This is a genomic window from Tessaracoccus aquimaris, from assembly GCF_001997345.1.
GTDB classification, from domain to species: domain Bacteria; phylum Actinomycetota; class Actinomycetes; order Propionibacteriales; family Propionibacteriaceae; genus Arachnia; species Arachnia aquimaris.
On sequence record NZ_CP019606.1, the window covers coordinates 687,328 to 711,513 of the forward strand.

Below are 24,186 nucleotides of genomic sequence, written 5' to 3' on the forward strand. Positions count from 1 at the left end.
TCAGGGCGCGGTCACTTCGATGAGGATCGGCCAGTGATCGGCCCCGTCGTCGCTGCCGAGGCCCGGTCCGCCTGTGTCGACGGAGCGCAGCACCTCGAATCCGAAGGTGCCCGGCTCGTAGGGCGGGCCGACCATCGCCCGGTCGATCGAGATGCCAAGCCAGCTCGGGAGCCAGGTGGGCCAGGTGCTGGCGGCCCCAGCCTCCACGGCAAGTGCCACGTCCGCGCAGCGGCCGAGTCGACCGGAGTCCAGGTGGTTCGGCGTGCTGTTGAAGTCCCCGACAGCCAGCACGAAGTCGCTGCCTGCGCACAGCGATTCGACCCAGGCCAAGTGCTCGTCACGGACGGCGACGTTCCCGGGTGAGGGCTGTTGCACATGGACGGCGACGATGAAAGGCGTCTCCGCCGATGCCCGCCGCGGCTTCACGGTGATCCCGGCCCACGGCGGATTGCCCGGGAGCAACACATATCCGGCCTCCGTGGCGAGGGCGTCTCGCACGAACACCGACGTCGCGCCGTCCTCGAACATCGCGTGGTCCCAGCCGAGGAGGTCCAACCGGTCGGAGACCATCCGCGCGATCTCGTCACCGGTCTCAGGCAGCACGAGGACGTCCACGTCGCGCCGAACCGCGACCTCGTGGAATCGCTGGGCGATGTCGGCGGGATGGACGCCTGCGGCGTTCCAGGAGAGAACGCGCAGGGTCGGCTCGCCGTGAGCAGGGACGACCGAGTGGGTTCCCTGCACGAGGACCCGCCCGACGAACAGGCCACACACCAGCAATGACGCTACGAGGAGCACCACGAGTCTGCGGCGGGCCGGCCCCATGCGCCGAGCCGCCAGCCCGGACAAGAGGGCGACCGTGAGCGCAATCAGAGCAGCGACGCGGTCGGGTGCCACCAGCGGGGCGACGCCCTCGACCGATCGAAGCGGCGTGGCCGCCAGCACCCAGAGCGTCGCGAGGGTGCCGACCGTCACCCAGCCGACGACGAGGAGCGGCGATCTCCACATCCCCCGATGCTACGGGCAGCACGCCCGCGGCATCGCTCACCGCCCTGAACTGCGGTCGGGTAGCTTTGGCTGGGTGACTGAGGCACTGCCCGATGAGGTGCGCGATTTCGCCGCGCTCTACCCCTACCGACTCGACGACTACCAGATCTCCGCCTGCCGTGAACTCGCGGCCGGGGCGGGCGTGCTTGTCGCCGCGCCCACCGGAGCGGGGAAGACCGTTGTGGGGGAGTTCGCCGTCCACCTCGCCGTCGAGACCGGGCGGAAGTGCTTCTACACCACGCCCATCAAGGCACTGTCGAACCAGAAGTACCACGACCTCGTCGAGCGCTACGGCAACGAACGCGTGGGCCTGCTGACCGGCGACACCTCCGTCAACTCCGAGGCGCAGATCGTGGTGATGACCACCGAGGTGCTGCGCAACATGATCTATGCCTCCTCGCCCACGCTGAACAACCTCGGCTACGTCGTGATGGACGAGGTGCACTACCTCGCCGACAAGTTCCGCGGAGCAGTGTGGGAGGAGGTCATCTTGTCGCTCTCCGAGTCGGTGCAGATCGTGGCCCTGTCCGCGACCGTCAGCAACGTCGAGGACTTCGGCGACTGGCTGCGAACCGTCCGCGGCCACTACGCGGTCGTGGTGTCCGAGCGTCGACCCGTGCCGCTTTTCCAGCAGGTGCTCGTCGGGCGCAAGCTGATCGACCTGTTCGAGGGGGTCGCCCCCACCGCGCAGGAACTGCCGAGCGACCGGGCCGCGAAGGTCAACCACGAACTGCTGCGCGTCTCCAAGAGCGAGGCGACCAGGGTCCGTGACGACTCCCGCAACCCGCGCGGACGCTCCGGTCGCGGCAAGCAGGGCGGGGGCGGGCGCGGCTCGGGGCAGTACGGCGGCGCCACCCACCCCAGGTTCGCGGGCCGGCCCACCAGCAGGGGAGAGGTCGCCATCGTGCTCGACCGCGCCGACCTGCTGCCCGCCATCTACTTCATCTTCTCCAGGATCGGCTGCGACTCCGCCGTCCGGCAGGTCGCCGACGCAGGCATCACGCTGACCACCCGCTCAGAGGCGCGGCTGCTCGGCGAGATCGCCGACCGGCACACCTCAAGCCTCAAGGAGGCCGACCTGGAGGCGCTCGAGTACGAGCGGTTCCGCGACGCGCTGATGGCGGGCGTCGCCGCCCACCACGCGGGCCAGTTGCCCGCGTTCAAGGCCATCGTCGAGGAGGGCTTCACCAGCGGAGCCCTGAAGCTGGTCTTCGCGACGGAGACCCTCGCGCTCGGCATCAACATGCCCGCCCGCACGGTCGTCCTCGAGAAGCTGGTCAAGTACAACGGCGAGGCGCACGTCGACATCACGCCCGGCGAATACACCCAGTTGACGGGGCGGGCAGGGCGTCGCGGCATCGACGTCGAGGGCCACGCCGTCGTGCTGTGGCAGGCGGGGATGGATCCGCGCGCCGTCGCGGGCCTCGCCTCGCGCCGCACCTACCCGCTGCGCTCCAGCTTCGCGCCGACGTACAACATGGCCGTCAACCTGATGGCGACCATGGGGCCCGTGCGATCCCGCGAACTCCTCGAGCAGTCCTTCGCCCAGTTCCAGACCGACAAGTCCGTCGTCAAGGCCTCCCGCGTCGAGCGCGGGCTGCAGGCCGACCTGACGGCGGCACGGGAGGCCATCGACTGCCACCTGGGCGACGCCATGGAGTACGCGCTGCTGCGTGACGAGATCTCGGGCCTGGAGGCCGCCTCGTCCAAGGCGCGGAAGGCGGAGGCCGCCGACGCCGTCGCCGAGTCGATCACCATGCTGATGCCCGGCGACATCGTGCACGTCCCGCGCCAGGGCTGGTCCGTGGTGCTGCGCGTCGGGCAGAAGCAGCAGCGCGGCGGCGAGCCGTGGGTGCAGACCATCTCCGCCGACCACACCGTCTTGAAGTTGCAGCCCCACGACCTGCGCGGCCCGCTGGTCGGCGTCGGCCGGGTGCGGGTGCCGCGCGACTTCTCGATGCGCGACCGCAAGTCCCGCCGCGCGCTGCTCACGTCGATGTCGGACAAGATCGAGCAGACCGACCCAGAGATCCCCGACACCACCATCCCCACCGACGACGACGTTGCGCGCCGGATCGCCGACCTGCGCAGGCAGCTGAAGGCCCACCCCGTCCACGAGTGCCCCGACCGGGAGCAGCACGCCGTCGAGGCCGCCAGGATCATCCGCCTTGAGCGCGAGGCGCGCCGCCTCGAGGCGCAGACCACCGGCAGGGCCAACTCGCTCGCGGTGCAGTTCGACCGGGTCTGCGCCGTGCTCAGCGACCTCGGCTACCTCGATGGAGACGACCTCACCGACGCGGGCCGGATGCTCAGGCGCATCTACAACGAACTCGACCTGGTCGCCGCCGAATGCGTCCGCCGCGACGTGTTCGCCGACCTCGACCCCGCCCAACTGGCCGCGGTGCTCTCCACGCTCGTCTACGAGTCGAGGCCGAGCCGCGACGCCGTCCACCCGCGGATGCCAGACGCGACCTCCGAGCGCGCCCAGTCCGAACTGCGGGCCGTGTGGCGCGAGGTCGGCCAACTGGAACGCAGCCACAAGCGTGACCGGGGCCGCGAGCCCGACATCGGCTTCGCGGAGGCTGCCTGGCGCTGGTCGAGCGGGCAGGACCTCGCCAAGGTGCTCGCCACCACCGGCATGGCCGCGGGCGACTTCGTGCGCTGGGTCCGCCAGGTGATCGACCTCGCGGGCCAACTCGCCACCGCGGTCGGCCCGGGCGACCTGCGCCGCACCTGCCACGCGGCCGCCGACTCCATGCGGCGCGGCGTGGTGGCCGCCGACATGTCGGAGGACTGACCGGTACCCTGACGCCATGTCAGTAGCTCTCAGGGTGATTCCCTGCCTCGACGTCCACGACGGCCGCGTCGTCAAGGGCGTCAACTTCCAGAACCTGCGCGACGCGGGCGACCCCGTCGAACTCGCCGCCCGGTATTCGGCGGAGGGGGCCGACGAGCTCACCTTCCTCGACATCTCGGCCTCCTCGGACGCCCGCGCCACCACCCGCGACATGGTCGCCCGCTGCGCCGAGACCGTCTTCATCCCGCTGACCGTCGGCGGGGGAGTGCGCTCGGTCGCCGACGTCGACGCGCTGCTGCGCTCCGGCGCGGACAAGGTCGGCATCAACACCGGGGCGCTGGCCAACCCGGGCGTGATCGACGAGATCGCCGCCGTCTTCGGCAACCAGGTGCTCGTCCTCTCGCTCGACGCCAGGCGCGAACCGGGCATGGCCTCCGGCTACGGCGTCACCACACACGGCGGCCGGAAGTCCGCAGGCATCGACGCGCTCGCCTGGGCGAGGGAGGCCGTCGAGCGTGGCGTCGGCGAGGTGCTGCTCAACTCGATGGACGCCGACGGCACCACCGACGGGTACGACCTGGAGATGACCGCCGCCGTCCGCGACGTCGTCGACGTCCCGCTGATCGCCTCCGGCGGCGCGGGCACCGTCGAGCACTTCGTCGAGGCGGCCCGCGTCGGGGTCGACGCCCTGCTCGCCGCCAGCGTCTTCCACTACGGGACGCTCACCATCTCCCAGGTCAAGGCCGGCCTCGCCGAGGCAGGCTTCGAGGTCCGCTGACGAAAGGAAACTCAGACATGGACTGCCTGTTCTGCAGCATCGTGGCGGGGGAGATCCCGTCGAAGAAGATCTATGAGGACGACGTCGCCTACGCCTTCCTCGACATCTCGCCCTGGCAGGTCGGCCACACGCTGGTGATCCCCAAGGCGCACAGCGTCGACGTGCTCGAGGACGACGAGGTGCTCGCCACCATCGCCCCGGCGGTCGCACGGGTCGGCAGGCTGCTGAAGGAGCGGCTCGGCGCCGACGCGTGCAACGTGATGTCGAACGCGGGCGCCGTCTCCGGCCAGGAGGTGTTCCACAGCCACGTCCACGTGCTGCCCCGCTACGCCTCATCGCCCGGGATCGCCAACCTCAAGACCCGCGTCGACGAGGATGTCGAGACCACCTGGAAGCGGATAAACTACACAACGTAGCAGAGGGGTCCCCGGAGCTTAAGGGGACCCCCTTGTTTAGGTAAGGCTCAGACTCAAAAGGTTTGTGTCATCGAAAGGCGTGGACGCGCCTTTACAGAAAGAAAGGGACCTCAATGAAGGCCACCAAGATCGTCGGCATTCTGTCGATCGTTGCCGGGATTGTCATGATCGTCGCTGGCGCCCTCACCTGGGGCATGGTCGGATCGCAGCTCAAGGCTGAGAAGATCACCGTCCCCGGCGACTCCCAGTTCATGGGCGGCGCCTACGCGGGCAAGGAGGTCGCCGGGCCGCTCACCGCTTACGCCCAGGCCGACGCCATCAACATGCACGCCATGAAGGCTTCCGAAGGCAAGACCTACGCCGAGCTCGGCGCCCTGGCCACCGAGGCCAAGGAGGCGGGCGACACCGCTAAGGCCGAGGAGTACCAGGCCCAGCGCAACACCGTCATGAACGGCTCCTTCCTGCGCGCCTCGCTGTTCAGCTCCGTCATCGCCTACGGCGTCGCGGCGCTTGTCATCGGCCTCGGCCTGATCGTCGGCCTGATCGGCTGGGCGCTCACCTCGATGAAGCCCGTCGTGGCAGAGACCGTCGAAGAGGTCAAGGTCGTCTGAGGACACCCACGCGTAACCACCGGCGGGCCGGGACTCGAACACCGAGTCCCGGCCCGCCGTCTTACATTGCGGACCGCTGCCGGACAGCCCTTGACACCGGTGCGCCCCTCGGGGAAGGTGTACCCATGCCCATCGCCCGGCTCGTACTTATCTCATAGCGCTTCGGCTCAGTTCAGCTCCGAAGCGCTCCCTCGTGTGCCCCAAACGGGCGGCGAGGGTTTTTTCTTGGGTACACCAATTCAGCCGGCCGAAAAGAAGGGAGAGGCTATGGCAGACACCGATGGTCAGGTCATGACGGGGGCGCAGGCGCTCGTCGAGTCCCTCGAACGAATGGGCGTCGACGTAGCCTTCGGCATTCCCGGCGGTGCGATCCTCCCCGCGTACGACCCGCTCTACGACTCGAAGATCCGCCACATCCTGGTGCGCCACGAGCAGGGCGCGGGGCACGCGGCCGAGGGGTACGCCATGAGCTCCGGTCAGGTCGGCGTCTGCATCGCCACCTCCGGCCCCGGCGCCACCAACCTGGTCACCGCGATCGCCAACGCCTACATGGACTCGACCCCGATCGTCGCGATCACCGGTCAGGTCAACAGCGCCTCGATCGGAACCGACGCGTTCCAAGAGGCCGACATCCGTGGCATCACGATGCCGATCACGAAGCACTCGTTCCTGATCAAGAACGTCGAGGGAATCCCGCTCGCGATCAAGGAGGCGTTCCACATCGCCTCCACCGGTCGCCCCGGCCCGGTGCTCGTCGACATCGCCAAGGACGCGCTGGTGGCGAAGGCCACGTTCGTGTGGCCAGAGGATCTCGACCTGCCCGGCTACAAGCCGACGGTGCGACCGCACGCCCGCCAGATCCGGGCGGCGGCCAAGCTGATCGCCGACGCCAAGCGCCCGGTGCTCTACGTCGGCGGCGGCGTCTCGATCGCCCGTGCGCAGGAGGAACTGGCGACGTTCGTCGAGAAGACGAGCATCCCCGTCGTCACGACCCTGATGGCGCGCGGCGTCTTCCCCGACAGCCACGAACTGCACATGGGCATGCCCGGCATGCACGGCACGGTCGCCGCCGTCGGGGCGCTGCAGAAGGCCGACCTGCTGATCGCGCTCGGCACCCGCTTCGACGACCGCGTCACCGGCAAGCTCGACAGCTTCGCGCCCGACGCGAAGGTCATCCACGCCGATGTCGACCCGGCCGAGATCGGGAAGAACAAGTGGGTCGACGTGCCCATCGTCGGCGACGTCAAGCTGACGCTCGAGGCGCTCAACGAGGCCATCGACGCCTACGACCGCCCCGACGCCGACGCGTGGCGGCGCCAACTCGCCACCATGAAGGAGCGCTACCAGCCGCGTTGGGACGAGGACCCCGACGGTCGGCTGTCCCCGCAGGAGGTCATCAAGCGGATCGGGCAGCTCAGCCCGCCCGACACGATCTACGCGGCGGGCGTCGGCCAGCACCAGATGTGGGCGGCGCACTTCCTTCCGCACGAGCAGGCAGGCAAGTGGATCAACTCCGGTGGCGCGGGAACCATGGGCTTCTGCGTGCCAGCGGCGATGGGCGCGAAGGTCGCCAACCCCGACACCACGGTGTGGGGCATCGACGGCGACGGCTGCTTCCAGATGACGAACCAGGAACTGGTCACCTGCGCCGTCAACAACATCCCCATCAAGATCGCCGTCATCAACAACAACGCGCTCGGCATGGTGCGCCAGTGGCAGTCGCTGTTCTACGACGGCCGCTACTCCAACACCGACCTCAACACCGAGTCGGTGCCGAACTTCCCGCTGCTCGCAGAGGCGATGGGCTGCGTCGGCCTGCGCGCCACCAACGAGGAGGAGATGGACGCCGCCATCAAGCGGGCGCTCGAGATCAACGACCGCCCCGTCGTGGTGGAGTTCGTCGTCCACAAGGACGCCATGGTGTGGCCGATGGTGCCCGCAGGCACCAGCAACGATGAGATCCAGTTCGCCCGCGACCTGGCGCCCGAGTGGGAAGAGGAAGTGCTGTGAAGAACCACACCCTGTCGATCCTGGTCTCCAACCGACCGGGCGTGCTCGCCCGCATCGCGTCGCTGTTCTCGCGCCGCGGGTTCAACATCCAGTCGCTCGCGGTCGGCCCGACGGAACGCGATTCCGTCTCCCGGATGACCGTCGTCGCGCAGGTGCATGACGACGCGACGCTTGAGCAGATCGTCAAGCAGCTCAACAAGCTGATCGAGGTGCGCAAGGTGCTCGAGCTCGGCACCAACGCCGTGCGCCGCGAGATGGTGCTCGTGAAGGTCCGCGCGGACGTGCACACCCGCAGCCAGGTGATCGACGTCGTGAGCCTGTTCCGCGGCAAGGCCGTCGACGTGTCGTCCGAGACCATCACCGTCGAGGCGACGGGAAGCGACGAGAAGCTCACAGCGCTGTTGGAGATGCTCGCACCGCACGGCATCATCGAACTCGTCCAGTCGGGTCAGGTCGCGCTCGGGCGCGGCACGAAGATCCTCGCAGAAAAAGCTAAGTAGAAACCGAACAAGGAGAACCCACCCATGGCAGAAATGTTCTACGACACCGACGCCGACCTGTCGCTCATCCAGGGCCGTCACGTCGCCGTCATCGGCTACGGCTCGCAGGGTCACGCGCACGCGCTGAACCTTCGCGACTCCGGCGTCGACGTGCGGATCGGCCTTCGCCCCGGCTCGAAGTCGGCGGCAAAGGCAGAGGCTGAGGGCCTGCGCGTGCTGCCCGTGCAGGAGGCCGTCGAGGAGGCCGACCTGATCATGGTGCTGGCGCCCGATCAGGTCCAGCGCACCCTCTACAAGGAGGACATCGAGCCCTTCCTCGCCAAGGGTGACGCCCTGTTCTTCGCGCACGGCTTCAACATCCGCTACGGCTACATCGAGGCTCCTGAGGGCGTCGACGTGTGCATGGTCGCCCGAAGGGCCCCGGCCACCTCGTGCGCCGCGAATACGTTGACGGCCGCGGCGTCCCCGCGATCGTCGCCGTCGAGGTCGACGCGACCGGCAACGCCTGGCAGTTGGCGCTCAGCTACGCACGTGGCATCGGCGCGCTGCGCGCGGGCGGCATCAAGACCACCTTCACCGAGGAGACCGAGACCGACCTATTCGGCGAGCAGGCCGTGCTCTGCGGCGGCGCCTCCGCGCTCGTCCAGGCCGGCTTCGAGACCCTCGTCGAGGCTGGCTACCAGCCCGAGGTCGCCTACTTCGAGTGCCTGCACGAGCTGAAGCTGATCGTCGACCTGATGTACGAGGGCGGCATCGCCAAGCAGCGCTGGTCCGTCTCCGACACCGCCGAGTTCGGCGACTATGTCTCCGGCCCGCGCGTCATCGACGCCCGCGTCAAGGAGAACATGAAGGCCGTCCTCAACGACATCCAGGACGGCACCTTCGCCAAGCGGTTCATTGACGACCAGGACGCGGGCGCTCCCGAGTTCAAGGAGTTCCGCGCCAAGGGCGAGGCTCACCCGATCGAGGCCACCGGCCGCGAACTTCGCGGGCTGATGAGCTGGGTCAAGAGCACCGACGACTACACCGAGGGCTCCGCCGCCCGCTGACCGTCGTCGCCGATCCTCACAGGGCCGCCACCCATCCGGGTGGCGGCCCTGTGGCGTTTCCTGGGGCAGTCGCGAGGCTTAGCGGTAAAACCAACACAAACAAAGGTGGCAACTGTTGGTTTTAGCTTGACGTAATCTGTGTTTGGCCTGAGGATGGGGGGTAAGCAACCAAGGCGGTGCGAAGACGCACCGTCCGTACGACTTTGGAGGGCGACAATGACGGCGCTTCCTGACGCACGCGTCAACAAGAATCTGGAGGGTTCGGGAGTCCGGGCCAGGGTCCAGCGTTTCGGCGGCAAGCTCGCCGCGATGATCATGCCCAACATCGGCGCATTCATCGCCTGGGGCCTCATCACGGCGTTCTTCATCCCGAAGGGCTGGTGGCCCAACGCAACGCTGGCCGGCATGGTCGGCCCGATGCTGTTCTTCCTGCTGCCGATCCTGATCGGCTACACCGGCGGCCGAATGGTGCACGCCCAGCGAGGCGCCGTGATCGGCGCGATCGCCACGGCGGGCGTCATCATGGGCGGCATCACTGACATGTCGAAGCTCGAGGGCACGCCGATGTTCCTCGGCGCCATGATCATGGGCCCCCTCGCGGCGTGGATCCTGAAGCAGTTCGACAAGCTCATCGAGGGCAAGGTCCGGGCCGGCTTCGAGATGGTGATCGACAACTTCTCGCTCGGCATCATCGGCATGCTGCTCGCCATCCTCGGCTCGCTCGGCGTCGGCCCGATCCTGGCAGGCCTGATCGCGATCCTGGCTGGCGGCGTCAACTGGCTCGTGTCCGCGGGCCTGCTGCCGCTTGCGTCGATCTTCGTCGAGCCCGCGAAGGTGCTCTTCCTGAACAACGCCATCAACCACGGCATCTTCACGCCGCTCGCGGCGATGGACGTCCAGGAGACCGGCAAGTCCATCCTCTACATGGTCGAGTCCAACCCCGGCGCCGGCTTCGGCCTGCTGCTCGCGTTCATGCTCTTCGGCCCACGGTCGCTGCGTCCGTCGACATCGGGCGCGATCGTGATCCACCTGTTCGGCGGCATCCACGAGATCTACTTCCCCTACGTGCTGATGCGTCCCGTGATGCTGCTTGCGACCATCGGCGGCTCGATGGCAGGCCTGTTCGTGGCGACCATCACCGGGGCAGGCCTTGTCGGCCCGCCGTCGCCCGGCTCGATCCTCGCCTACTTTGCCGTCACGCCCCCGGCGGCTACATCCCGATGCTGCTGACCGTGCTCACCGCGAGCGGCGTCTCGTTCATCATCGCCGCCGCGCTGCTGAAGTTCGGTAAGGGCTCCGACGACAGCGCCGAGGTCGCAGCCGCGGCCGAGGCGTCCTCCGCCGCTGCCGCCGCCGCCGGCCCGATCGGTGATGTCGGCGCGGTCAACGGCGCCGACATCCGCAAGGTCGTCGTCGCGTGCGACGCAGGCATGGGCTCCTCCGTGATGGTCGCGGGCCAGCTCAAGAAGAAGCTCGCCCCCTACGGCGTCGAGGTCATTCACACCCCCGTCGACGAGATTCCCGCCGACACCACGGTCGTCCTGACCCAGGAGGGCCTCGCCAACCGCGCGGCCAAGCGGGTCCCCAGTTCGCTGATCGTCCCGTTCAAGACCTACATGGGCGACCCGGCGTTCGACCGTGTCGAGACCGCGATCCGTGAGGGTCGCGAGCTCACCTCGACCGGGCTCGGCGCTGCAACCGCCGCGGCAGCAGCCGCTCCGGTCGCCGTCGCAGAGGCCGCGCCGGTCGCCAAGAAGCGCCGCCCCAAGAAGCGCCTCGAGGCGGGCGTCCTGCCCCGCGAGAACGTCCGGCTCGGGCTGCACGCCCACACCAAGGAGGACGCGATCCGTCAGGCCGGTCAGGTTCTTGTCGACAGCGGAGCCGCTCAGGCGGGCTACATTGAGGGCATGCTCGCGCGCGAGGGCCAGACGACGACGTACCTTGGTCAGGGCGTCTCGATCCCGCACGGCACCAACGAGGCCCGCCAGTTCATCTCCAAGGCGGCGCTGGGGTTCCTGCAGTTCCCCGACGGCGTCGACTGGGACGGCGAGATCGCACACGTCGTGATCCCGATCGCCTCCAACAGTGACGAGCACGTCGGCATCCTGTCTGCGCTCGCCACCACCTTGTCCGACAAGGCCAACTCCGAGAAGCTGCGCACCGCGACCAGCGTCGACGAGGTCCTTGCCCTGCTCACCCCCGAAGACGACCAGGAGGATTAATCCATGAAGGCACTTCGCTACCACGCGCCCGGCGACGTCCGGATCGAGGACGTCGAGGAACCGGTCTGCGGTCCCGACGAGGTCAAGATCCGCGTGCGGAACTGCTCGACCTGCGGCACCGACGTCAAGATCCGCGCCAACGGCCACGTCAACATCACCCGCGTGACCACCATGGGGCACGAGATCGCGGGAGAGGTGGTCGAGGTCGGCCCCGACGCGCTCGGTGATTTCGCGCCGGGAGATCGGGTGCAGGTCATCGCCGCCATCCCGTGTGGCGAGTGCCACGAGTGCAGGAAGGGCTGGATGGAGGTGTGCCAGAACCAGCTGTCGATGGGATACCAGTTCGACGGCGGGTTCGCCGAGTACATGATCGTGCCCAAGGAGGTGCTCAAGGTAGACGGCCTCAACCGGATCCCCGAGGGCGTCGGCTTCGACGAGGCCTCGGCCGCCGAGCCGCTCGCCTGCGCCATCAACGCGCAGGAACAGATCGGCATCGAGAAGGGCGACTTCGTCGTCGTCTTCGGCGCAGGCCCGATCGGGTGCATGCACATCCGCGTGGCCAGGGGCCTGTACGAGGCGGGCACGATCGTGCTGGTCGACATCAACGAGGAGCGCCTCAAGATGTCCGCCGACGCCGTGCATCCCGACATCGTCATCGACGCGTCCAAGGTGGACGTCGTGGACGAGGTGATGAAACTCACCGACGGCCGCGGCGCCGATGTGATCATCACCGCGACGCCCGCGAACGTCGTCCAGGAGCAGGCGGTCGCGATGGCCGCCCGCAACGGTCGGATCTCCTTCTTCGGCGGGTTGCCGAAGACTAATCCGACGATCACCCTGGATAGCAACCTGGTGCACTATCGTCAGCTTCACATCCATGGAGCCAACGGGTCGGCTCCGGAGCATCACCGCAGGGCCCTGGAATACATCTCAACTGGAAAGATCCCCGTCGCAGACCTCATCACCGAGCATCTCCCGCTCGAGAGGGCGGCGGACGCGCTCGACATCGTGGCGGCCGGCGAGGCCATCAAGGTGACGATCGAACCCTGATCTCCTCTCCGGAGGCGTAAAGGCCGGGTACCTCCCTTCGGGTACCCGGCCTTTACGCGTTCCGAACCGTTTTTGCTGGCCGAGGCGCGAAGGGGCCGGGCACCCGAATGGATGCCCGGCCCCTTCGCGGTTGAGCGCCGGTCACATCAGCGCGGTGCGGGCCAACTCCTTCGCGTCGCGGGAGTTGCGGGCCTCGACGACCCGCGCTGCGACCTCGCGGCACTGGTCCATGGTCACCTTGCCGAGCTGGACGCCGACCGCAGGGATGGCGTTGGTGGCCATCGACAGCGACGAGATGCCGAGCCCGATCAGCACGCACGCGAGCAGCGGGTCGGCGGCGGCCTCTCCGCAGACGCCAACGGGCTTGCCCGCCCGCTTTCCCGCGTCGGCGGCCATCTGGATCAGCCGGAGCACCGCGGGCTGCCACGGGTCCGTCAGCGTCGCCAGGTGGCTCGACATCCGGTCGGCTGCCATCGTGTACTGCGTCAGGTCGTTGGTGCCGATCGAGAAGAAGTCGACCTCCGCCAGGAACTGGTCGGCAAGCAGCGCGGCCGAGGGGACCTCGACCATGATGCCTGGCTTCAGATCGCGCTCGCGGCACTTGCCCGCGAACTCGAACGCCTCGTCGACCGTCGCGATCATCGGCGCCATCACCCACGGGTCGGTGACGCCGTTGTCCTCGGCCGCCTGCGCGATCGCGTCGAGCTGGCGGTCGATGATGCCCTCGTTTGTCCAGCCGAGGCGGATGCCGCGGACGCCGAGCGCCGGGTTCTCCTCGTGCTCGTGGTTGGCGAAGGGGACGGGCTTGTCGGAGCCTGCGTCGAGCGTGCGGACGACGACCTTCTTGTCCGGGAAGGCCGCGAACACCTCGCCGTAGATCCGGGCCTGCTCGTCGATGCTCGGCTCGGTCTTTGCGGTCAGGAAGCACAGCTCGGTGCGGAACAGGCCGACGCCCTCCGCGGAGCCGCCGGACGCCTTGCGGGCGGCCGCGCCGTCTTGCACGTTGGCCAGCAGTTGGACGACGGTGCCGTCGGAGGTGGCCGCCGGGCCGCTCCAGGAGCGGATCTCGGCGTGCAGGGCCGCGTCCTCCTCGACGAGGCGACGCGCCTCCGTCGGGTCGGGGGAGGTCGTCAGGATGCCGCTGGTGCCGTCGACGAGCAGCAACTCGCCCTCGGGGACCAGGTCGAGGGTCGCCGCGGCGACGACACACGGGATGCCCAACTGGCGGGCGATGATCGCGGTGTGGCTGGTCGGCCCGCCGAGCTTCGTGACGAGGGCCTTGACGAGGCTCGGGTCGAGCCCTGCCGTGTCGGCAGGCGCCAGGTCCTCGGCGCAGAGGATCACCTCGTGCGTCGGCTGCGGCACGCCCGGCTCGGGAAGGCCCATCAGTTCGGCGATCACCCGGTTTCGGATGTCGCGCAGGTCGGTGGTGCGCTCGGCCATCACGCCGCCGAGCTTCTCGAACTGCTCGACGAAGCCCTCGATGGCCTGCGTGGTGGCCGACTCGGCGGTGCCGCCCGCATTGATGAGTTTCGTGGCGGAGCGGATCCAGCCGCGGTCGCGGGCGAGCGCCGCGGTGGCGCCCAGTACCTCGGTCGCGACACCTGTGGCGGCGCTTGCGCGGTCGGCGAAGCGCTGGGCCACGGTCTCGGCCGCCGCCTTGAAGCGCTCGACCTCCGCGGGGCGATCCTCCTCAGGGACGGTGCCGGTCACCGGCGGCGGCACGGGTGCCGGCCTGGTCCAAGCTGCTGGTGCGTACGCGAAACCGGAGACGACGCCGGTGCCGCGGAGAGTCTGAGTTGCCATGAGGCCTCCACAGTGAGGGGTTTCCCCTATCGTCGCGACGACGTTGACGGAAGTCAACATGCAATCTTGGTTTTCTGTGGGATTATGTCCGTATTGGTAGCCCAACGATGTGAGGTCAGTCATGTACGCAGAGGAGCGTCAGCACGAGATAGTCACGCTCGCGCGCAATCTGGGCCGCGTCTCGGTCACCGAGTTGGCGACCAGGTACTCGGTGACCTCGGAGACGATCCGGCGCGACCTGGACGCCCTGTCGACCCGGGGGCTGCTGAGCAGGGTGCACGGCGGTGCGGTGCCCGTCGACAAGTTGAGGCTCACGGAGGCCTCGCTGCACGACCGGCAGGTCACCTCGCCGGAGCGGAAGCTGGCGATCGCGGAACGCGCGGTGGCGCTGCTTCCCGAGCGGGCCGAGCTCACCGTCCTGCTCGACGCAGGCACCACCACGGCGCGGCTCTGCCCGCTGCTGCCGCCCTGGGTGTCGATGGTGGTCACCAACTCCGTGCCGATCGCGGGGGAGTTGGCCGAGCGCGAGGACCTCAACGTGCTGCTGCTCGGCGGCCAGGTCCGCGGCATCACCCAGGCGACAGTCGGCACCGAGGCGTACGCGGCGCTGGAGCGGCTGCGCGTCGATGTGGCATTCATCGGCACCAACGGGTTCTCCGTCGACCACGGGTTCTCGACGCCCGACCCGAACGAGGCCGCCATCAAGCGGGCCATGGTCGCCACCGCGCGGCACGTCTATGTGCTGGCCGACGCCACCAAGTTCGGGGCCGACTACCTCGTTCAGTTCGCGGGCCTCGGGGACGTCGACGCGCTGATCACCGACTCGCGCCTCGAGGAGGCCTCCCGGGCCGCCTTCGCTCAGGCGGACCTGCACGTAGAGGTCGCCTGAATGTTAGTTTGTGTTGTTTTATTTCTGATTGCCTTGCCTTTGACCCGGTCGCGCGGTAGTTTCGTTGGTATTCAGGCCGCCTGAGTAGTGGAGGCATCCATGGCTGACGAAGTTGTCACGCTCACCGCAAACCCGAGCGTCGACCGCACCATCGTGCTGGACGGGGAACTGTCCCGCGGGCAGGTGCAGCGCACCGCGCATGTGACCGAGCAGGCGGGAGGTAAGGGCCTCAACGTCGCACGCGTCCTGGCGGGCGCCGGACGACGTGTCGTCGCGATCGCGCCGGCAGTCGACCCCGCCTATCGCGCCCTCGCCGACGAGCCACCGGCCGGGAATCTCCGGGCGGGCGACCTGACAGAGGGGCACCGGGTGCGGATCAACACCGCCATCACGGAACCCGACGGCACCACCACCAAGATCAACGAGGCGGGCGTGCCGCTCAGCGACGCCGAGCGTGCGGCCACCGCCGAACTGCTGACCGAGCAGGCACATGGAGCGCGCTGGGTCGTGCTCAGCGGTTCGCTCCCGCCCGGCGCCCCCGCCGACTGGTACCCCCAGTTGACCCGCCGCCTCGGCGGCGTCAAGGTCGCCGTCGACACCTCCGGCAGGTACCTCGCGGCGGTGGTTGCTGGGCTCGGAGACGCGCCGATCGACCTGCTGAAGCCGAACTCGGACGAACTGGCCGAACTGACCGGCGGTGACGCGGAGCGCTTCGAGGCGGACGCGGCGCGCGGGCAGGTCGACGCGATCGCCACGGCGGCGCGCGGCCTCGTCGACCGCGGCATCGCGAACGTGCTCGTCACGCTCGGCGGCTCGGGCGCGGTGCTCGTCACCGCCGAGGGTGCCTGGTTCGCCCACTCGCCTGAGATAGCGGTGCGCAGCACCGTGGGCGCCGGGGACTCGGCCGTGGCCGGGTTCATCCTCGCCGACCTCGCAGGCCTCGGACCGGCCGACTGCCTGGCCTCGGCCGTCGCGTATGGATCCGCGGCCGCGGCGCTGCCGAGCACGACCCTCCCGACCCCGGCAGATGCGCAACCCTTGCTTCCGCCGGTCGCCGCCGTGGGATGATCACGACAGGCATTCAAACGAAACCCTCGAAGGAGACACCAATGGCTTCCAAGACCGTCATCGTCGGTTCGACCGTCGGACTGCACGCCCGCCCCGCCTCGCTCGTCGCCCAGGCGGCCGCCGAGTACGACGACGACATCACCCTTCGCCTCACCGACATGGATGTCGATGACGCGGTCGATGCCGGTTCGTCCATGATGATCATGACGCTCGGTGCGGAGAACGGCGACGAGGTCATCGTCGAGTCCGACAACGAGGAGGCCGTCGAGGCGATCGCGGCCCTCATCGAGAAGAACCTCGACGAGTGACCTGACCACAAGACCACGCGACGGAGCCCCGACCCCCAAGGTCGGGGCTCCGCCCGCGTGTGGGGCCGGGTCAGCCCTGCGCGACCGCGTCGAGCAGAGGCTGCCAGGCCGGGTCGGTGACGAAGGCGAGCGCCTCCGCGTCGGTCAGGGGGAGCGAGTCGCGCGTCTCGCGCCAGGACTTCTCGCCGGTGAACTCGACGTTGTCCTGGCTGAGGTAGACGCTGCCGCCCTCCGCCCGGTCGAAGGTCCACATCCTGGTGATGCCGCGCTTTCCGTCGTAGGCGCCGTCAAAGAAGTAGACCACGCCCCCGTCGACCTCGGTCGCCACGCAGGCGGGCGCCTCGCACGGGTCGGTCATCGGGGCGTCCCACACCGAGGCGACGACATTGACGAAGCCCTCCGCGTCGCCGGCGGTGAACAGCGCCGCGTCGATCTCGTCAAGGCTGGTGACCTTCAGAGTGAGGCGCTCCGGCAGGATCTGCTCGGCAACGGAGAAGACCTCGGCGCCGTCGGCCCCGGGCGCGGACTCCGGCGTGGGCAGGGGAGTGGGGAGCGGCTTGGTCGCCTGAGGGGAGGGCGACTTTGTCGGGCCGTCGCCCGGGGCGAGGCCCGCGTCGGGTCGGTTCATGACGCTGACGGCGCCGACGCCGAGCCCTCCGACGATCGCGACGGCCGCCAGGCTGCCGATGCCGCGCCGCAGCGCGAGGGAGCGGCGCCCCTTCGACATGCCCCTCGCGACGATCGCGCGGGTCTCCTCGTCGGTGAGGTCGCGTCGGTGCTGATCTGTGCTGCTCATGGTGGTGTCCTTCGGTTCAGGGAGTCAGTGCTGCGAGGTGGGGGAGGTCGCGCAGCCGGGCGAGGGCACGGTGCGAGGTGGTGCGCACCCACCCCTCGGACCGGTCCATCAGGGCTGCGACGTCCGCGACGGAAAGGTCGTGCGCGTAGCGGGCGACGATCACCGCTCGCTCGGCCGGTTTGAGGCTGGCAAGGGCCTCCGACAACACCAGCCGCGTCTCCGGCGTCGCCTGACGGTCGAGCGCCTCCGGCAGGCAGTCCGAGACGATCTCCGTCGATGAGCGCCTGCGCCGGCGCGAGACGAACAGGTGGAACATCGTCTGGAGGGCGTAGGAGGTGAGGTTGCCCGCCTCATCCATCCGGGAGCGGTGCACGTAGAGCTTCGCCAACGTGTCCTGCACCAGGTCCTCCGCGCCCTGCCAGTCCGTCATGAGGTGGCGCGCGTAGCGGAAGAGCTGCGGCGTGGCCCTCACAGCCCAGGCCTCGAACCCTTCGACATCCATCGCGAACCTCCTCGTAGCTGTACTACGCTCCCGGCACCCCGATCCGTTACATCACCCAGTTTCGTGCCCGCGGCGCTTGCCGCCTAGTGTGGTCGGTCGGGAGGTGGAAGCTATGACGAACGAAGAGCTCCTGGAGGCGCACGAGATCGCCGACCGGATCGCACGACTCGACGACGTTGACGCGGCACTGGAGTACCGCCGCTTACCCAAGGACCTCGGCCTTGAGGTGTTCGAGGAACTCAACCCGTTCGATCAACAGCGGCTCCTCTCGGGGATGCGCGACGACGCGTACCGGCAGATCCTCGAGGCCATGGACCCCGACGACCGCTCCCGGCTGCTGCAGGAGGCCCCCGCGGTCATCGTCAAGCGGGCCCTCGCCGGCCTCAGCCACCACGAACGCGCGATGACGGCGCAACTGCTCGGCTACCCCAAGGGGTCGGTCGGCAGGTTCATGTCGCCCGAGGTGGTCACGCTGCGGGAGGGGCTGAGCGTCGCGGAGGCGCTGGCAACGGTGCGCGGCAAGGGTCTCAACGCGGACAACATCTACACGCTCGCCGTCGTGGACGGGTCGCGTCGGCTGGTCGGCCCCGTCGCGCTCAGCGACCTGGTCCTATCGGATCCCGCGGCGCCGCTCGCCTCGGCGATAGACGAGGGGGCCGTCACTCTCTCGGCGACCGACGAGGCCGAGGGCGCTGCGCGCCTGATCCAGGAGACCAACGAGCCCAACCTGCTTGTGGTCGACAGCGAGGGTCGCGTCGTCGGCCTGCTGTCCTACGACGACGCCATGGAGGTCCTGGAGGAGGCCGACTCCGAGGACGTCGCGCGCCAGGCAGGCGCGGAGCCATGGGAAGGCCACTACATGTCGGTCGGCGTCTTCCGGCTGGCACGCTACCGCGCCCTGTGGCTGAGCCTGCTGCTGATCGCAGCGACGCTGACGGTGTCGGTGACGCAGGCGTTCGAGGCGACGCTTGAACAGGTCGCCGCCCTTGCGCTGTTCATCCCGATGCTGATCGGCGCCGGCGGCAACGCGGGAGCCCAGGCGGCCACCGCCTCGGTGCGTGCGCTCGCCGTCGGAGAGTTGCGGTTCTCCGACCTGTGGCGCGTGGTCTGGCGCGAGGTGCGCGTCGGCCTGCTGCTCGGCCTGATGCTCGCCGTGCTCGGCGGCATCGTCGGTTCGCTGTTCGTGGGCTGGCAGATCGCCCTTGTCGTCGCCTGCAGCCTGGTGCTTGTCTGCGCCTGGGCCGCGACCATCGGGGGAGCGATGCCGCTGATCGCCCGCAAGGTCGGCATCGACCCGGCAGTGGTGTCGGCGCCGCTCGTCACGACGCTCGTCGACGCGACCGGCCTGGTGATCTACTTCCTGATCGCGAAGCTGATTCTCGGCGTCTAGGTCGCGACGGCGCCGAGTTCGGGGAACTCGGGGATCGACAGGCCGGGGCTCGGCGCGCCCTCGAGGTAGGCAGGCCGGTCGTCGATCACGTGCAGCAGGACAAGCAGGTCGCGGGTGCCGCCCTCAAGGACGTAGCACGAGGGGCCCGACGGCGTCACACCGTCAGCGCCGACCAGTTCGACCGACGGGCAGGTGCCGCAGCCGCACTCCTTGCCCGCTGTCGCGGAACCCAGGTAGTCGAGCCAGCGCAGCCGCTGCGCGACGCTGGGGGAGGCGCCGAACGAGGCGCCGTAGCCGATCAGATGGCGCGCCCAGGCCGCCTCGGTGGGGTGCAAGGCTCGACTCATTGCGTCAGGCTATCGACGCGCCCTTCGGGCGGCGCGGGTGGGGGTCGTGACCACCCGCACCAGGTGTGCTACGCGAGTGCTGCGGCGATCCGGTCGCCCGTCTCCACCGTCGACGAGGAGCGGTCGCCCCTGGCCGCGATGTCGGCGCTGACGGCCGCGTCGATGCGCTCGGCGTCCTCCGCTCGACCCAGGTGGTCGAGCAGCAACGCCATCGATGAGATGGCCGCCGTCGGGTCGGCGATGCCCTTGCCCGCGATGTCGGGCGCGGAGCCGTGCACGGGCTCGAACATCGACGGGAACTCGCCGGTCGGGTTGATGTTGGCGGAGGCCGCCAGACCGATGCCGCCGGTCACTGCCGCGGCCAGGTCGGTGACGATGTCGCCGAACAGGTTGTCGGTGACGATCACGTCGAACTGCGACGGGTCGACCACCAGCGCGATCATCGCGGCGTCGATGTGGAGGTACCTGCGCTCGACGTCGGGGAACTCCTCGCCGACCTCTGTGAAGACCCGGTTCCACAGCGACCCGGCGTTGACGAGCACGTTGTGCTTGTGAAGCAGCGTCAGGTGGCCGCGGCGGGCCTGCGCGCGGCGGTAGGCGTCGCGCACCACCCGCTCGACGCCGTACGCGGTGTTGACGGACACCTCGGTGGCCAGTTCGTGGGGGGTGCCGACGCGCACGGCGCCGCCGTTGCCGCAGTACAGGCCCTCGGTGCCCTCGCGCACAACCACGAAGTCGACGTCCTTGCCGTCGACGATCCGCGGGGCCAGCGGCGTCGGGACGCCCGGGTATAGCTTCGACGGGCGCAGGTTGACGGCGTGGTCGAACGCGAAGCGCAACTTCAGCAGCAGGCCGCGCTCCAGCAGGCCGCTGGGGATCGCCTTCGAGCCGGGGGCGGCCCCGACGGCGCCAAGCACGATCGCGTCGACGCCCTTCAACTCCTCGAGCACGGAGTCGGGGAGCACCTCGCCGGTGCGCTGCCAGCGCTCGGCGCCGAGGTCGTAGTGCACGAAGTCGAAGGCGTCCTGCCCGGCAACCGCGGTGAGGGCCTTGAGCGCCTCCGCGGTCACCTCCGGGCCGATTCCGTCGCCGCCGATGACGGCAATCTTGGCTGAAGTCATGGCGGGAACCCTACGCGAGCGGCCGCGGGTGGCGCCTCACGTCTCAGGTGTCCGTCCACTGGTTGAGACGTCCGGGAAGGGGTTCCACGGCGTATCCTGCGCAGAGTTTGCCAAACCGATCTGGAGTGACAATGCCGACGCTGCCCGTGCAACCCGCCGAGTTCCACGTGTTCGACACCTCCCTGCGCGACGGGGCGCAGCAGGAGGGCCTGCACCTGTCCGTGCCGGACAAGCTCAAGATCGCGGGCTACCTCGACGAGTTGGGCGTCACGTTCATCGAGGGCGGCTGGCCGGGCGCCAACCCCAACGACACCGAGTTCTTCAAGCAGGCCGCTCAGCTCGGCCTGCAGCGCTCAAAGCTCGTGGCGTTCGGCGCCACCCGCAAGGCTGGCGCCAAGGCGAGCGAGGACGCCCTCACGCAGGCCCTCGTCGACGCGGGCACCGACTACATCTGCATCGTGGCGAAGTCGCACGACGAGCACGTCACCCGCGCGCTGCGCACCACGCTCGAGGAGAACCTCGAGATGGTCACCGACACCGTGCAGTACCTGCGCTCGCAGGGCAAGCACGTCTTCGTCGACTGCGAGCACTTCTTCGACGGCTACCGCGCCAACCCCGAGTACGCCATCAAGGTCGTCCAGACCGCCCACGACGCGGGCGCGGAGGTCGTGGTGCTGTGCGACACCAACGGCGGCATGCTGCCGAGCTGGATGGGCGAGGTCGTCGAGGCCGCCGCCGCGACCGGCGCGAACCTCGGCATCCACTGCCACAACGACACGGCCTGCGCCGTCGCCAACACCATCGCCGCCGTCGAGGCGGGCGTGATGCACGTCCAGGGCACCTTCAACGGCTACGGGGAGCGCACCGGCAACGCCGACCTGTCCGCCGTGATCCCCAACCTGCAGCTCAAGTTCGGCTGGGACGTGCTGCCCGCCGTTCAGCTCGCCGACCTGACGCGGGTCGCGCACGCCATCGCGCTGGTGGCGCACCAGCCGCTGCTCGGCCGCCAGCCCTACGTCGGCCAGTCGAGCTTCGCGCACAAGGCTGGCCTGCACGCCTCCGCCATCAAGGTCGACGAGAACCTCTACCAGCACATCGACCCGGCGCTCGTCGGCAACGACATGCGGATGCTGATCTCCGACATGGCGGGCCGCGCCAACATCCAGATCAAGGGCGAGCAACTCGGCTTCGACTTGGCCGACCGCGAGCAGGCCGCCAGCATCACCGAGGTCGTCAAGGCGCGCGAGGCCGAGGGCTACTCCTACGAGTCGGCAGACGCCAGCTTCGAGATGCTGCTCCGCCAGCAACTCGGCATGCTCGACCTGCCGTTCGAGGTGCACTCGTGGCGGGTCTTCACCGAGGAGCGCCACGGCGAGAACATCTCCGAGGCCACCGTCAAGCTCACCGCGAAGGACGTCCGGCAGATGGTCGTCGGCGAGGGCAACGGCCCCGTCAACGCGCTCGACGGCGCGCTCCGGGCCGCGCTGATCCCCGCCTTCCCGCACGTCGCTGACTTCGAGCTGACCGACTACCGGGTCCGCATCCTCGACGAGGGCTACGGCACCGACGCCACCGTCCGCACCCTGATCGACACCTCGTTCGACGGGCACACCTGGACGACGGTCGGGGTCGGCACCAACGTCATCGAGGCGTCGTGGGAGGCGTTGTCGGACGCTCTGGCCTACGGGATCATGACGCACCTGCGGCACTGAGCGCGTCGAGGCAGGTGCGACTAGGCTGACGGGCATGCGTATTGCCCGTTTCGCCCTCGCAGGCCAGGATCCCCAGTACGGGATCATCGAACTCGCCATTGACGGTGGTGACAACCCCGACTCGATCGCGACGCTGACCTCCGACCCGTTGGCAGGCGTCGCCGTCAATTACACGGGGGAGCGCCACGATCTCGACGAGGTCCGGCTGCTCTCGCCCGTGATCCCGCGCTCCAAGGTCATCGGCGTCGGCAAGAACTACGCCGACCACGCCGCAGAGATGGGCGGCGAGGTGCCTGAGGCGCCGCTGCTGTTCTTCAAGCCGAACACCTCCGTGATCGGGCCAAACGAGACGATCATCCGCCCCGCGGGCGTCACCGACCTGCAGTACGAGGGCGAACTGGCCGTCGTGATCGGCCGGATCTGCAAGCAGGTGCCGGTCGAGCGGGTGCCCGATGTCATCTTCGGCTACACCATCGGCAACGACGTCACCGCGCGCGACTGGCAGCGCACCGACGGGCAGTGGGCGCGGGCAAAGGGCTCCGACACGTTCCTGCCGCTCGGGCCGTGGATCAACACGCATCTGACGCTGGACGAGGCGGGCAAGCTCGAGATCGAGACCCGGCTCGGCGATGACGTCAGGCAGCATGGCTCCACGTCGCAGATGGTGCGCGGGGTCGCCGAACTGGTGTCCTACATCACCCAGTCGATCACGCTGCTGCCCGGCGACGTCATCCTCACGGGCACGCCGGCGGGCGTCGGTCCCATGGAGCCCGGCGACGAGGTGCACGTCTCGGTGACAGGGCTTGGCACGCTGTCGAACCCGGTCGCGGACGAGTGAGCGAAGTTCCCCGCCTGGTGGCGGTCGGCGACCCCGCCGATCCGCCGTCGGGAGTGAGCTACCCGCTGGCCTACCGGCACCCCGGCGCCAGCGCGTTCCAGTCGGTGTTCGGCATCCTCGTCGGGTTCGCCGCCTTCGCGCTGCTTGTTCCGCTGACGGCCCGGTTCGTGCTGATGATCACGCACCTGTACCGCGGCGGCGACTGGCAGGCCTACCTGGCACGCGCGGACGCCTACGAACTGCCCGAGGGCCCCGCGTCGGGGCAGTTGGGGCTTGCGCTGCTGATCCCGATCTCGATCCTGCTGGTGCGCTTCGTGCAGGGCGTCAAGCCGCGCTGGCTCGCCTCCGTGCAGCCGGGCATGCGGTGGCGTTACCTGCTGATCGCGCTCGTCGTGGCGGCCGTCGTCCTGAACGGCGTGCTCTGGCTCTCGTTCGCCGCAAAGGGGATGCCGCAGTGGCATTCGGGGCAGGATGGCTGGCTCGGGTTCCTGATCGTGATGCTGATCACCTCGCCGCTGCAGGCGGCGGCGGAGGAGGTCTTCTTCCGTGGCTACCTGCTGCAGGCGATCGGGTCGGCGACCGGCAGGAAGTGGGTCGGCGTGGCAGGCTCGGCGCTCCTGTTCGCGCTGCTGCACGGCGTGCAGAACCCGGCCCTGTTCACGCACCGGTTGGCCTTCGGCCTGATCGCTGGGGCCCTCGTGGTCGTCACGGGCGGCCTGGAGGCGGGTATCGCGGCGCACATCGTCAACAACATCGCGGCCTACGTCTACGCGATGTTCTCCACCTCGGTCGCCGAGTTGAAGCAGGTCACGGGGATCACATGGTCGGACGCGGCCTGGGACATCGCCGGATTCGCCGCCTTCGCGGCGGCCGCGTGGTGGGTGGGAACCCGCTTACGGCTCGCGACGCGGACCCCGTGAGGGAGCGCG

The 24,186-nt window shown here is 69.0% G+C and carries 22 protein-coding genes and 1 pseudogene; 17 read left to right on the forward strand and 6 right to left on the reverse strand.

Features of this window, described 5'->3' with window-relative positions:
- On the reverse strand, nucleotides 1-1,008 hold the full coding sequence (locus tag BW730_RS03225; protein WP_226997021.1) for an endonuclease/exonuclease/phosphatase family protein: 1,008 nt from the start codon (nucleotides 1,006-1,008) through the stop codon (nucleotides 1-3).
- A gap of 85 nt (nucleotides 1,009-1,093) precedes the next feature.
- On the opposite strand from BW730_RS03225, the gene BW730_RS03230 reads away from it, so the two are divergent.
- The 10 genes and pseudogenes from BW730_RS03230 to BW730_RS03270 all read left to right on the forward strand — a co-directional run bounded on the left by BW730_RS03230 (nucleotide 1,094) and on the right by BW730_RS03270 (nucleotide 12,480).
- On the forward strand, nucleotides 1,094-3,844 hold the full coding sequence (locus tag BW730_RS03230) for a DEAD/DEAH box helicase (protein WP_418082044.1): 2,751 nt from the start codon (nucleotides 1,094-1,096) through the stop codon (nucleotides 3,842-3,844).
- Between the two features lie 16 nt (nucleotides 3,845-3,860).
- On the forward strand, nucleotides 3,861-4,622 hold the full coding sequence (gene hisF / locus BW730_RS03235) for an imidazole glycerol phosphate synthase subunit HisF (protein WP_077684994.1): 762 nt from the start codon (nucleotides 3,861-3,863) through the stop codon (nucleotides 4,620-4,622).
- A 17-nt stretch (nucleotides 4,623-4,639) separates the two neighbouring features.
- The gene (locus tag BW730_RS03240) at nucleotides 4,640-5,038 is read left to right on the forward strand and encodes an HIT family protein (protein ID WP_077684995.1); all 399 of its coding nucleotides are present in this window, start codon (nucleotides 4,640-4,642) and stop codon (nucleotides 5,036-5,038) included.
- 113 nt (nucleotides 5,039-5,151) lie between these two features.
- Entirely contained in the window at nucleotides 5,152-5,649 is a 498-nt protein-coding gene (locus BW730_RS03245) for a hypothetical protein (RefSeq protein WP_077684996.1), read from the forward strand.
- A gap of 267 nt (nucleotides 5,650-5,916) precedes the next feature.
- A complete protein-coding gene (locus tag BW730_RS03250) occupies nucleotides 5,917-7,659 on the forward strand; it encodes an acetolactate synthase large subunit (RefSeq protein ID WP_193432359.1) in 1,743 nt (580 codons plus the stop codon).
- The gene (gene ilvN / locus BW730_RS03255; protein WP_077684997.1) at nucleotides 7,656-8,159 is read left to right on the forward strand and encodes an acetolactate synthase small subunit; all 504 of its coding nucleotides are present in this window, start codon (nucleotides 7,656-7,658) and stop codon (nucleotides 8,157-8,159) included. The genes BW730_RS03250 and ilvN overlap by 4 nt, the downstream gene beginning before the upstream one ends.
- A 24-nt stretch (nucleotides 8,160-8,183) precedes the next feature.
- Nucleotides 8,184-9,208 (forward strand): annotated as a pseudogene (gene ilvC, locus BW730_RS03260) (ketol-acid reductoisomerase).
- Nucleotides 9,209-9,424: 216 nt separating this feature from the next.
- Nucleotides 9,425-10,438 carry a PTS transporter subunit EIIC gene (locus BW730_RS19015; protein ID WP_226997025.1) on the forward strand — a complete coding sequence of 338 codons (1,014 nt, stop codon included), beginning with the start codon at nucleotides 9,425-9,427 and terminating at the stop codon, nucleotides 10,436-10,438.
- Entirely contained in the window at nucleotides 10,429-11,430 is a 1,002-nt protein-coding gene (locus BW730_RS19020) for a PTS sugar transporter subunit IIA (RefSeq protein WP_226997027.1), read from the forward strand. Before BW730_RS19015 ends, BW730_RS19020 begins: the two co-directional genes overlap by 10 nt.
- A gap of 3 nt (nucleotides 11,431-11,433) precedes the next feature.
- A complete protein-coding gene (locus BW730_RS03270) occupies nucleotides 11,434-12,480 on the forward strand; it encodes a zinc-dependent dehydrogenase (protein ID WP_077684998.1) in 1,047 nt (348 codons plus the stop codon).
- 141 nt (nucleotides 12,481-12,621) lie between these two features.
- Here BW730_RS03270 and ptsP read toward each other — a convergent pair whose 3' ends face one another.
- The gene (ptsP, locus tag BW730_RS03275; protein ID WP_077684999.1) at nucleotides 12,622-14,286 is read right to left on the reverse strand and encodes a phosphoenolpyruvate--protein phosphotransferase; all 1,665 of its coding nucleotides are present in this window, start codon (nucleotides 14,284-14,286) and stop codon (nucleotides 12,622-12,624) included.
- 109 nt (nucleotides 14,287-14,395) lie between these two features.
- Here ptsP and BW730_RS03280 point away from each other — a divergent pair, with 109 nt between their 5' ends.
- The 3 genes from BW730_RS03280 (at nucleotide 14,396) to BW730_RS03290 (ending at nucleotide 16,551) form a co-directional block, all read left to right on the forward strand.
- Nucleotides 14,396-15,175: a DeoR/GlpR family DNA-binding transcription regulator gene (locus BW730_RS03280; protein WP_226997029.1), complete on the forward strand. Its 780-nt coding sequence runs from the start codon at nucleotides 14,396-14,398 to the stop codon at nucleotides 15,173-15,175.
- A gap of 99 nt (nucleotides 15,176-15,274) precedes the next feature.
- Complete coding sequence (locus tag BW730_RS03285) at nucleotides 15,275-16,243, forward strand: 1-phosphofructokinase family hexose kinase (RefSeq protein ID WP_077685001.1); 969 nt, start codon at nucleotides 15,275-15,277, stop codon at nucleotides 16,241-16,243.
- 41 nt (nucleotides 16,244-16,284) lie between these two features.
- A complete protein-coding gene (locus BW730_RS03290) occupies nucleotides 16,285-16,551 on the forward strand; it encodes an HPr family phosphocarrier protein (RefSeq protein WP_077685002.1) in 267 nt (88 codons plus the stop codon).
- Between the two features lie 70 nt (nucleotides 16,552-16,621).
- Here the strand turns inward: BW730_RS03290 and BW730_RS03295 are convergent, their stop codons facing one another.
- Both BW730_RS03295 and BW730_RS03300 read right to left on the reverse strand, forming a co-directional pair.
- Complete coding sequence (locus tag BW730_RS03295) at nucleotides 16,622-17,347, reverse strand: hypothetical protein (RefSeq protein WP_077685003.1); 726 nt, start codon at nucleotides 17,345-17,347, stop codon at nucleotides 16,622-16,624.
- Nucleotides 17,348-17,363: 16 nt separating this feature from the next.
- Nucleotides 17,364-17,849, reverse strand: a complete 486-nt coding sequence (locus BW730_RS03300; protein WP_077685004.1) for an RNA polymerase sigma factor — start codon at nucleotides 17,847-17,849, stop codon at nucleotides 17,364-17,366.
- A 112-nt stretch (nucleotides 17,850-17,961) separates the two neighbouring features.
- Here BW730_RS03300 and mgtE point away from each other — a divergent pair, with 112 nt between their 5' ends.
- Complete coding sequence (gene mgtE / locus BW730_RS03305) at nucleotides 17,962-19,239, forward strand: magnesium transporter (RefSeq protein WP_077685005.1); 1,278 nt, start codon at nucleotides 17,962-17,964, stop codon at nucleotides 19,237-19,239.
- Here the strand turns inward: mgtE and BW730_RS03310 are convergent.
- Both BW730_RS03310 and BW730_RS03315 read right to left on the reverse strand, forming a co-directional pair.
- On the reverse strand, nucleotides 19,236-19,586 hold the full coding sequence (locus BW730_RS03310; RefSeq protein WP_145952701.1) for a hypothetical protein: 351 nt from the start codon (nucleotides 19,584-19,586) through the stop codon (nucleotides 19,236-19,238). The two genes, mgtE and BW730_RS03310, sit on opposite strands and share 4 nt — an antisense overlap.
- Nucleotides 19,587-19,654: 68 nt before the next feature.
- A complete protein-coding gene (locus BW730_RS03315; protein WP_077685007.1) occupies nucleotides 19,655-20,707 on the reverse strand; it encodes a 3-isopropylmalate dehydrogenase in 1,053 nt (350 codons plus the stop codon).
- A gap of 131 nt (nucleotides 20,708-20,838) precedes the next feature.
- Here BW730_RS03315 and cimA point away from each other — a divergent pair, with 131 nt between their 5' ends.
- From cimA to BW730_RS03330, 3 genes are read left to right on the forward strand one after another with little or no spacing between them, the layout of a single operon-like run.
- Nucleotides 20,839-22,419, forward strand: a complete 1,581-nt coding sequence (gene cimA, locus BW730_RS03320; protein WP_077685008.1) for a citramalate synthase — start codon at nucleotides 20,839-20,841, stop codon at nucleotides 22,417-22,419.
- Nucleotides 22,420-22,453: 34 nt separating this feature from the next.
- Nucleotides 22,454-23,257 carry a fumarylacetoacetate hydrolase family protein gene (locus tag BW730_RS03325; RefSeq protein WP_077685009.1) on the forward strand — a complete coding sequence of 268 codons (804 nt, stop codon included), beginning with the start codon at nucleotides 22,454-22,456 and terminating at the stop codon, nucleotides 23,255-23,257.
- Nucleotides 23,254-24,177 (forward strand): CPBP family intramembrane glutamic endopeptidase, encoded by a 924-nt coding sequence (locus tag BW730_RS03330; RefSeq protein ID WP_145952702.1) that lies wholly within the window; start codon nucleotides 23,254-23,256, stop codon nucleotides 24,175-24,177. The genes BW730_RS03325 and BW730_RS03330 overlap by 4 nt, the downstream gene beginning before the upstream one ends.
- Nucleotides 24,178-24,186: the final 9 nt, after the last annotated feature.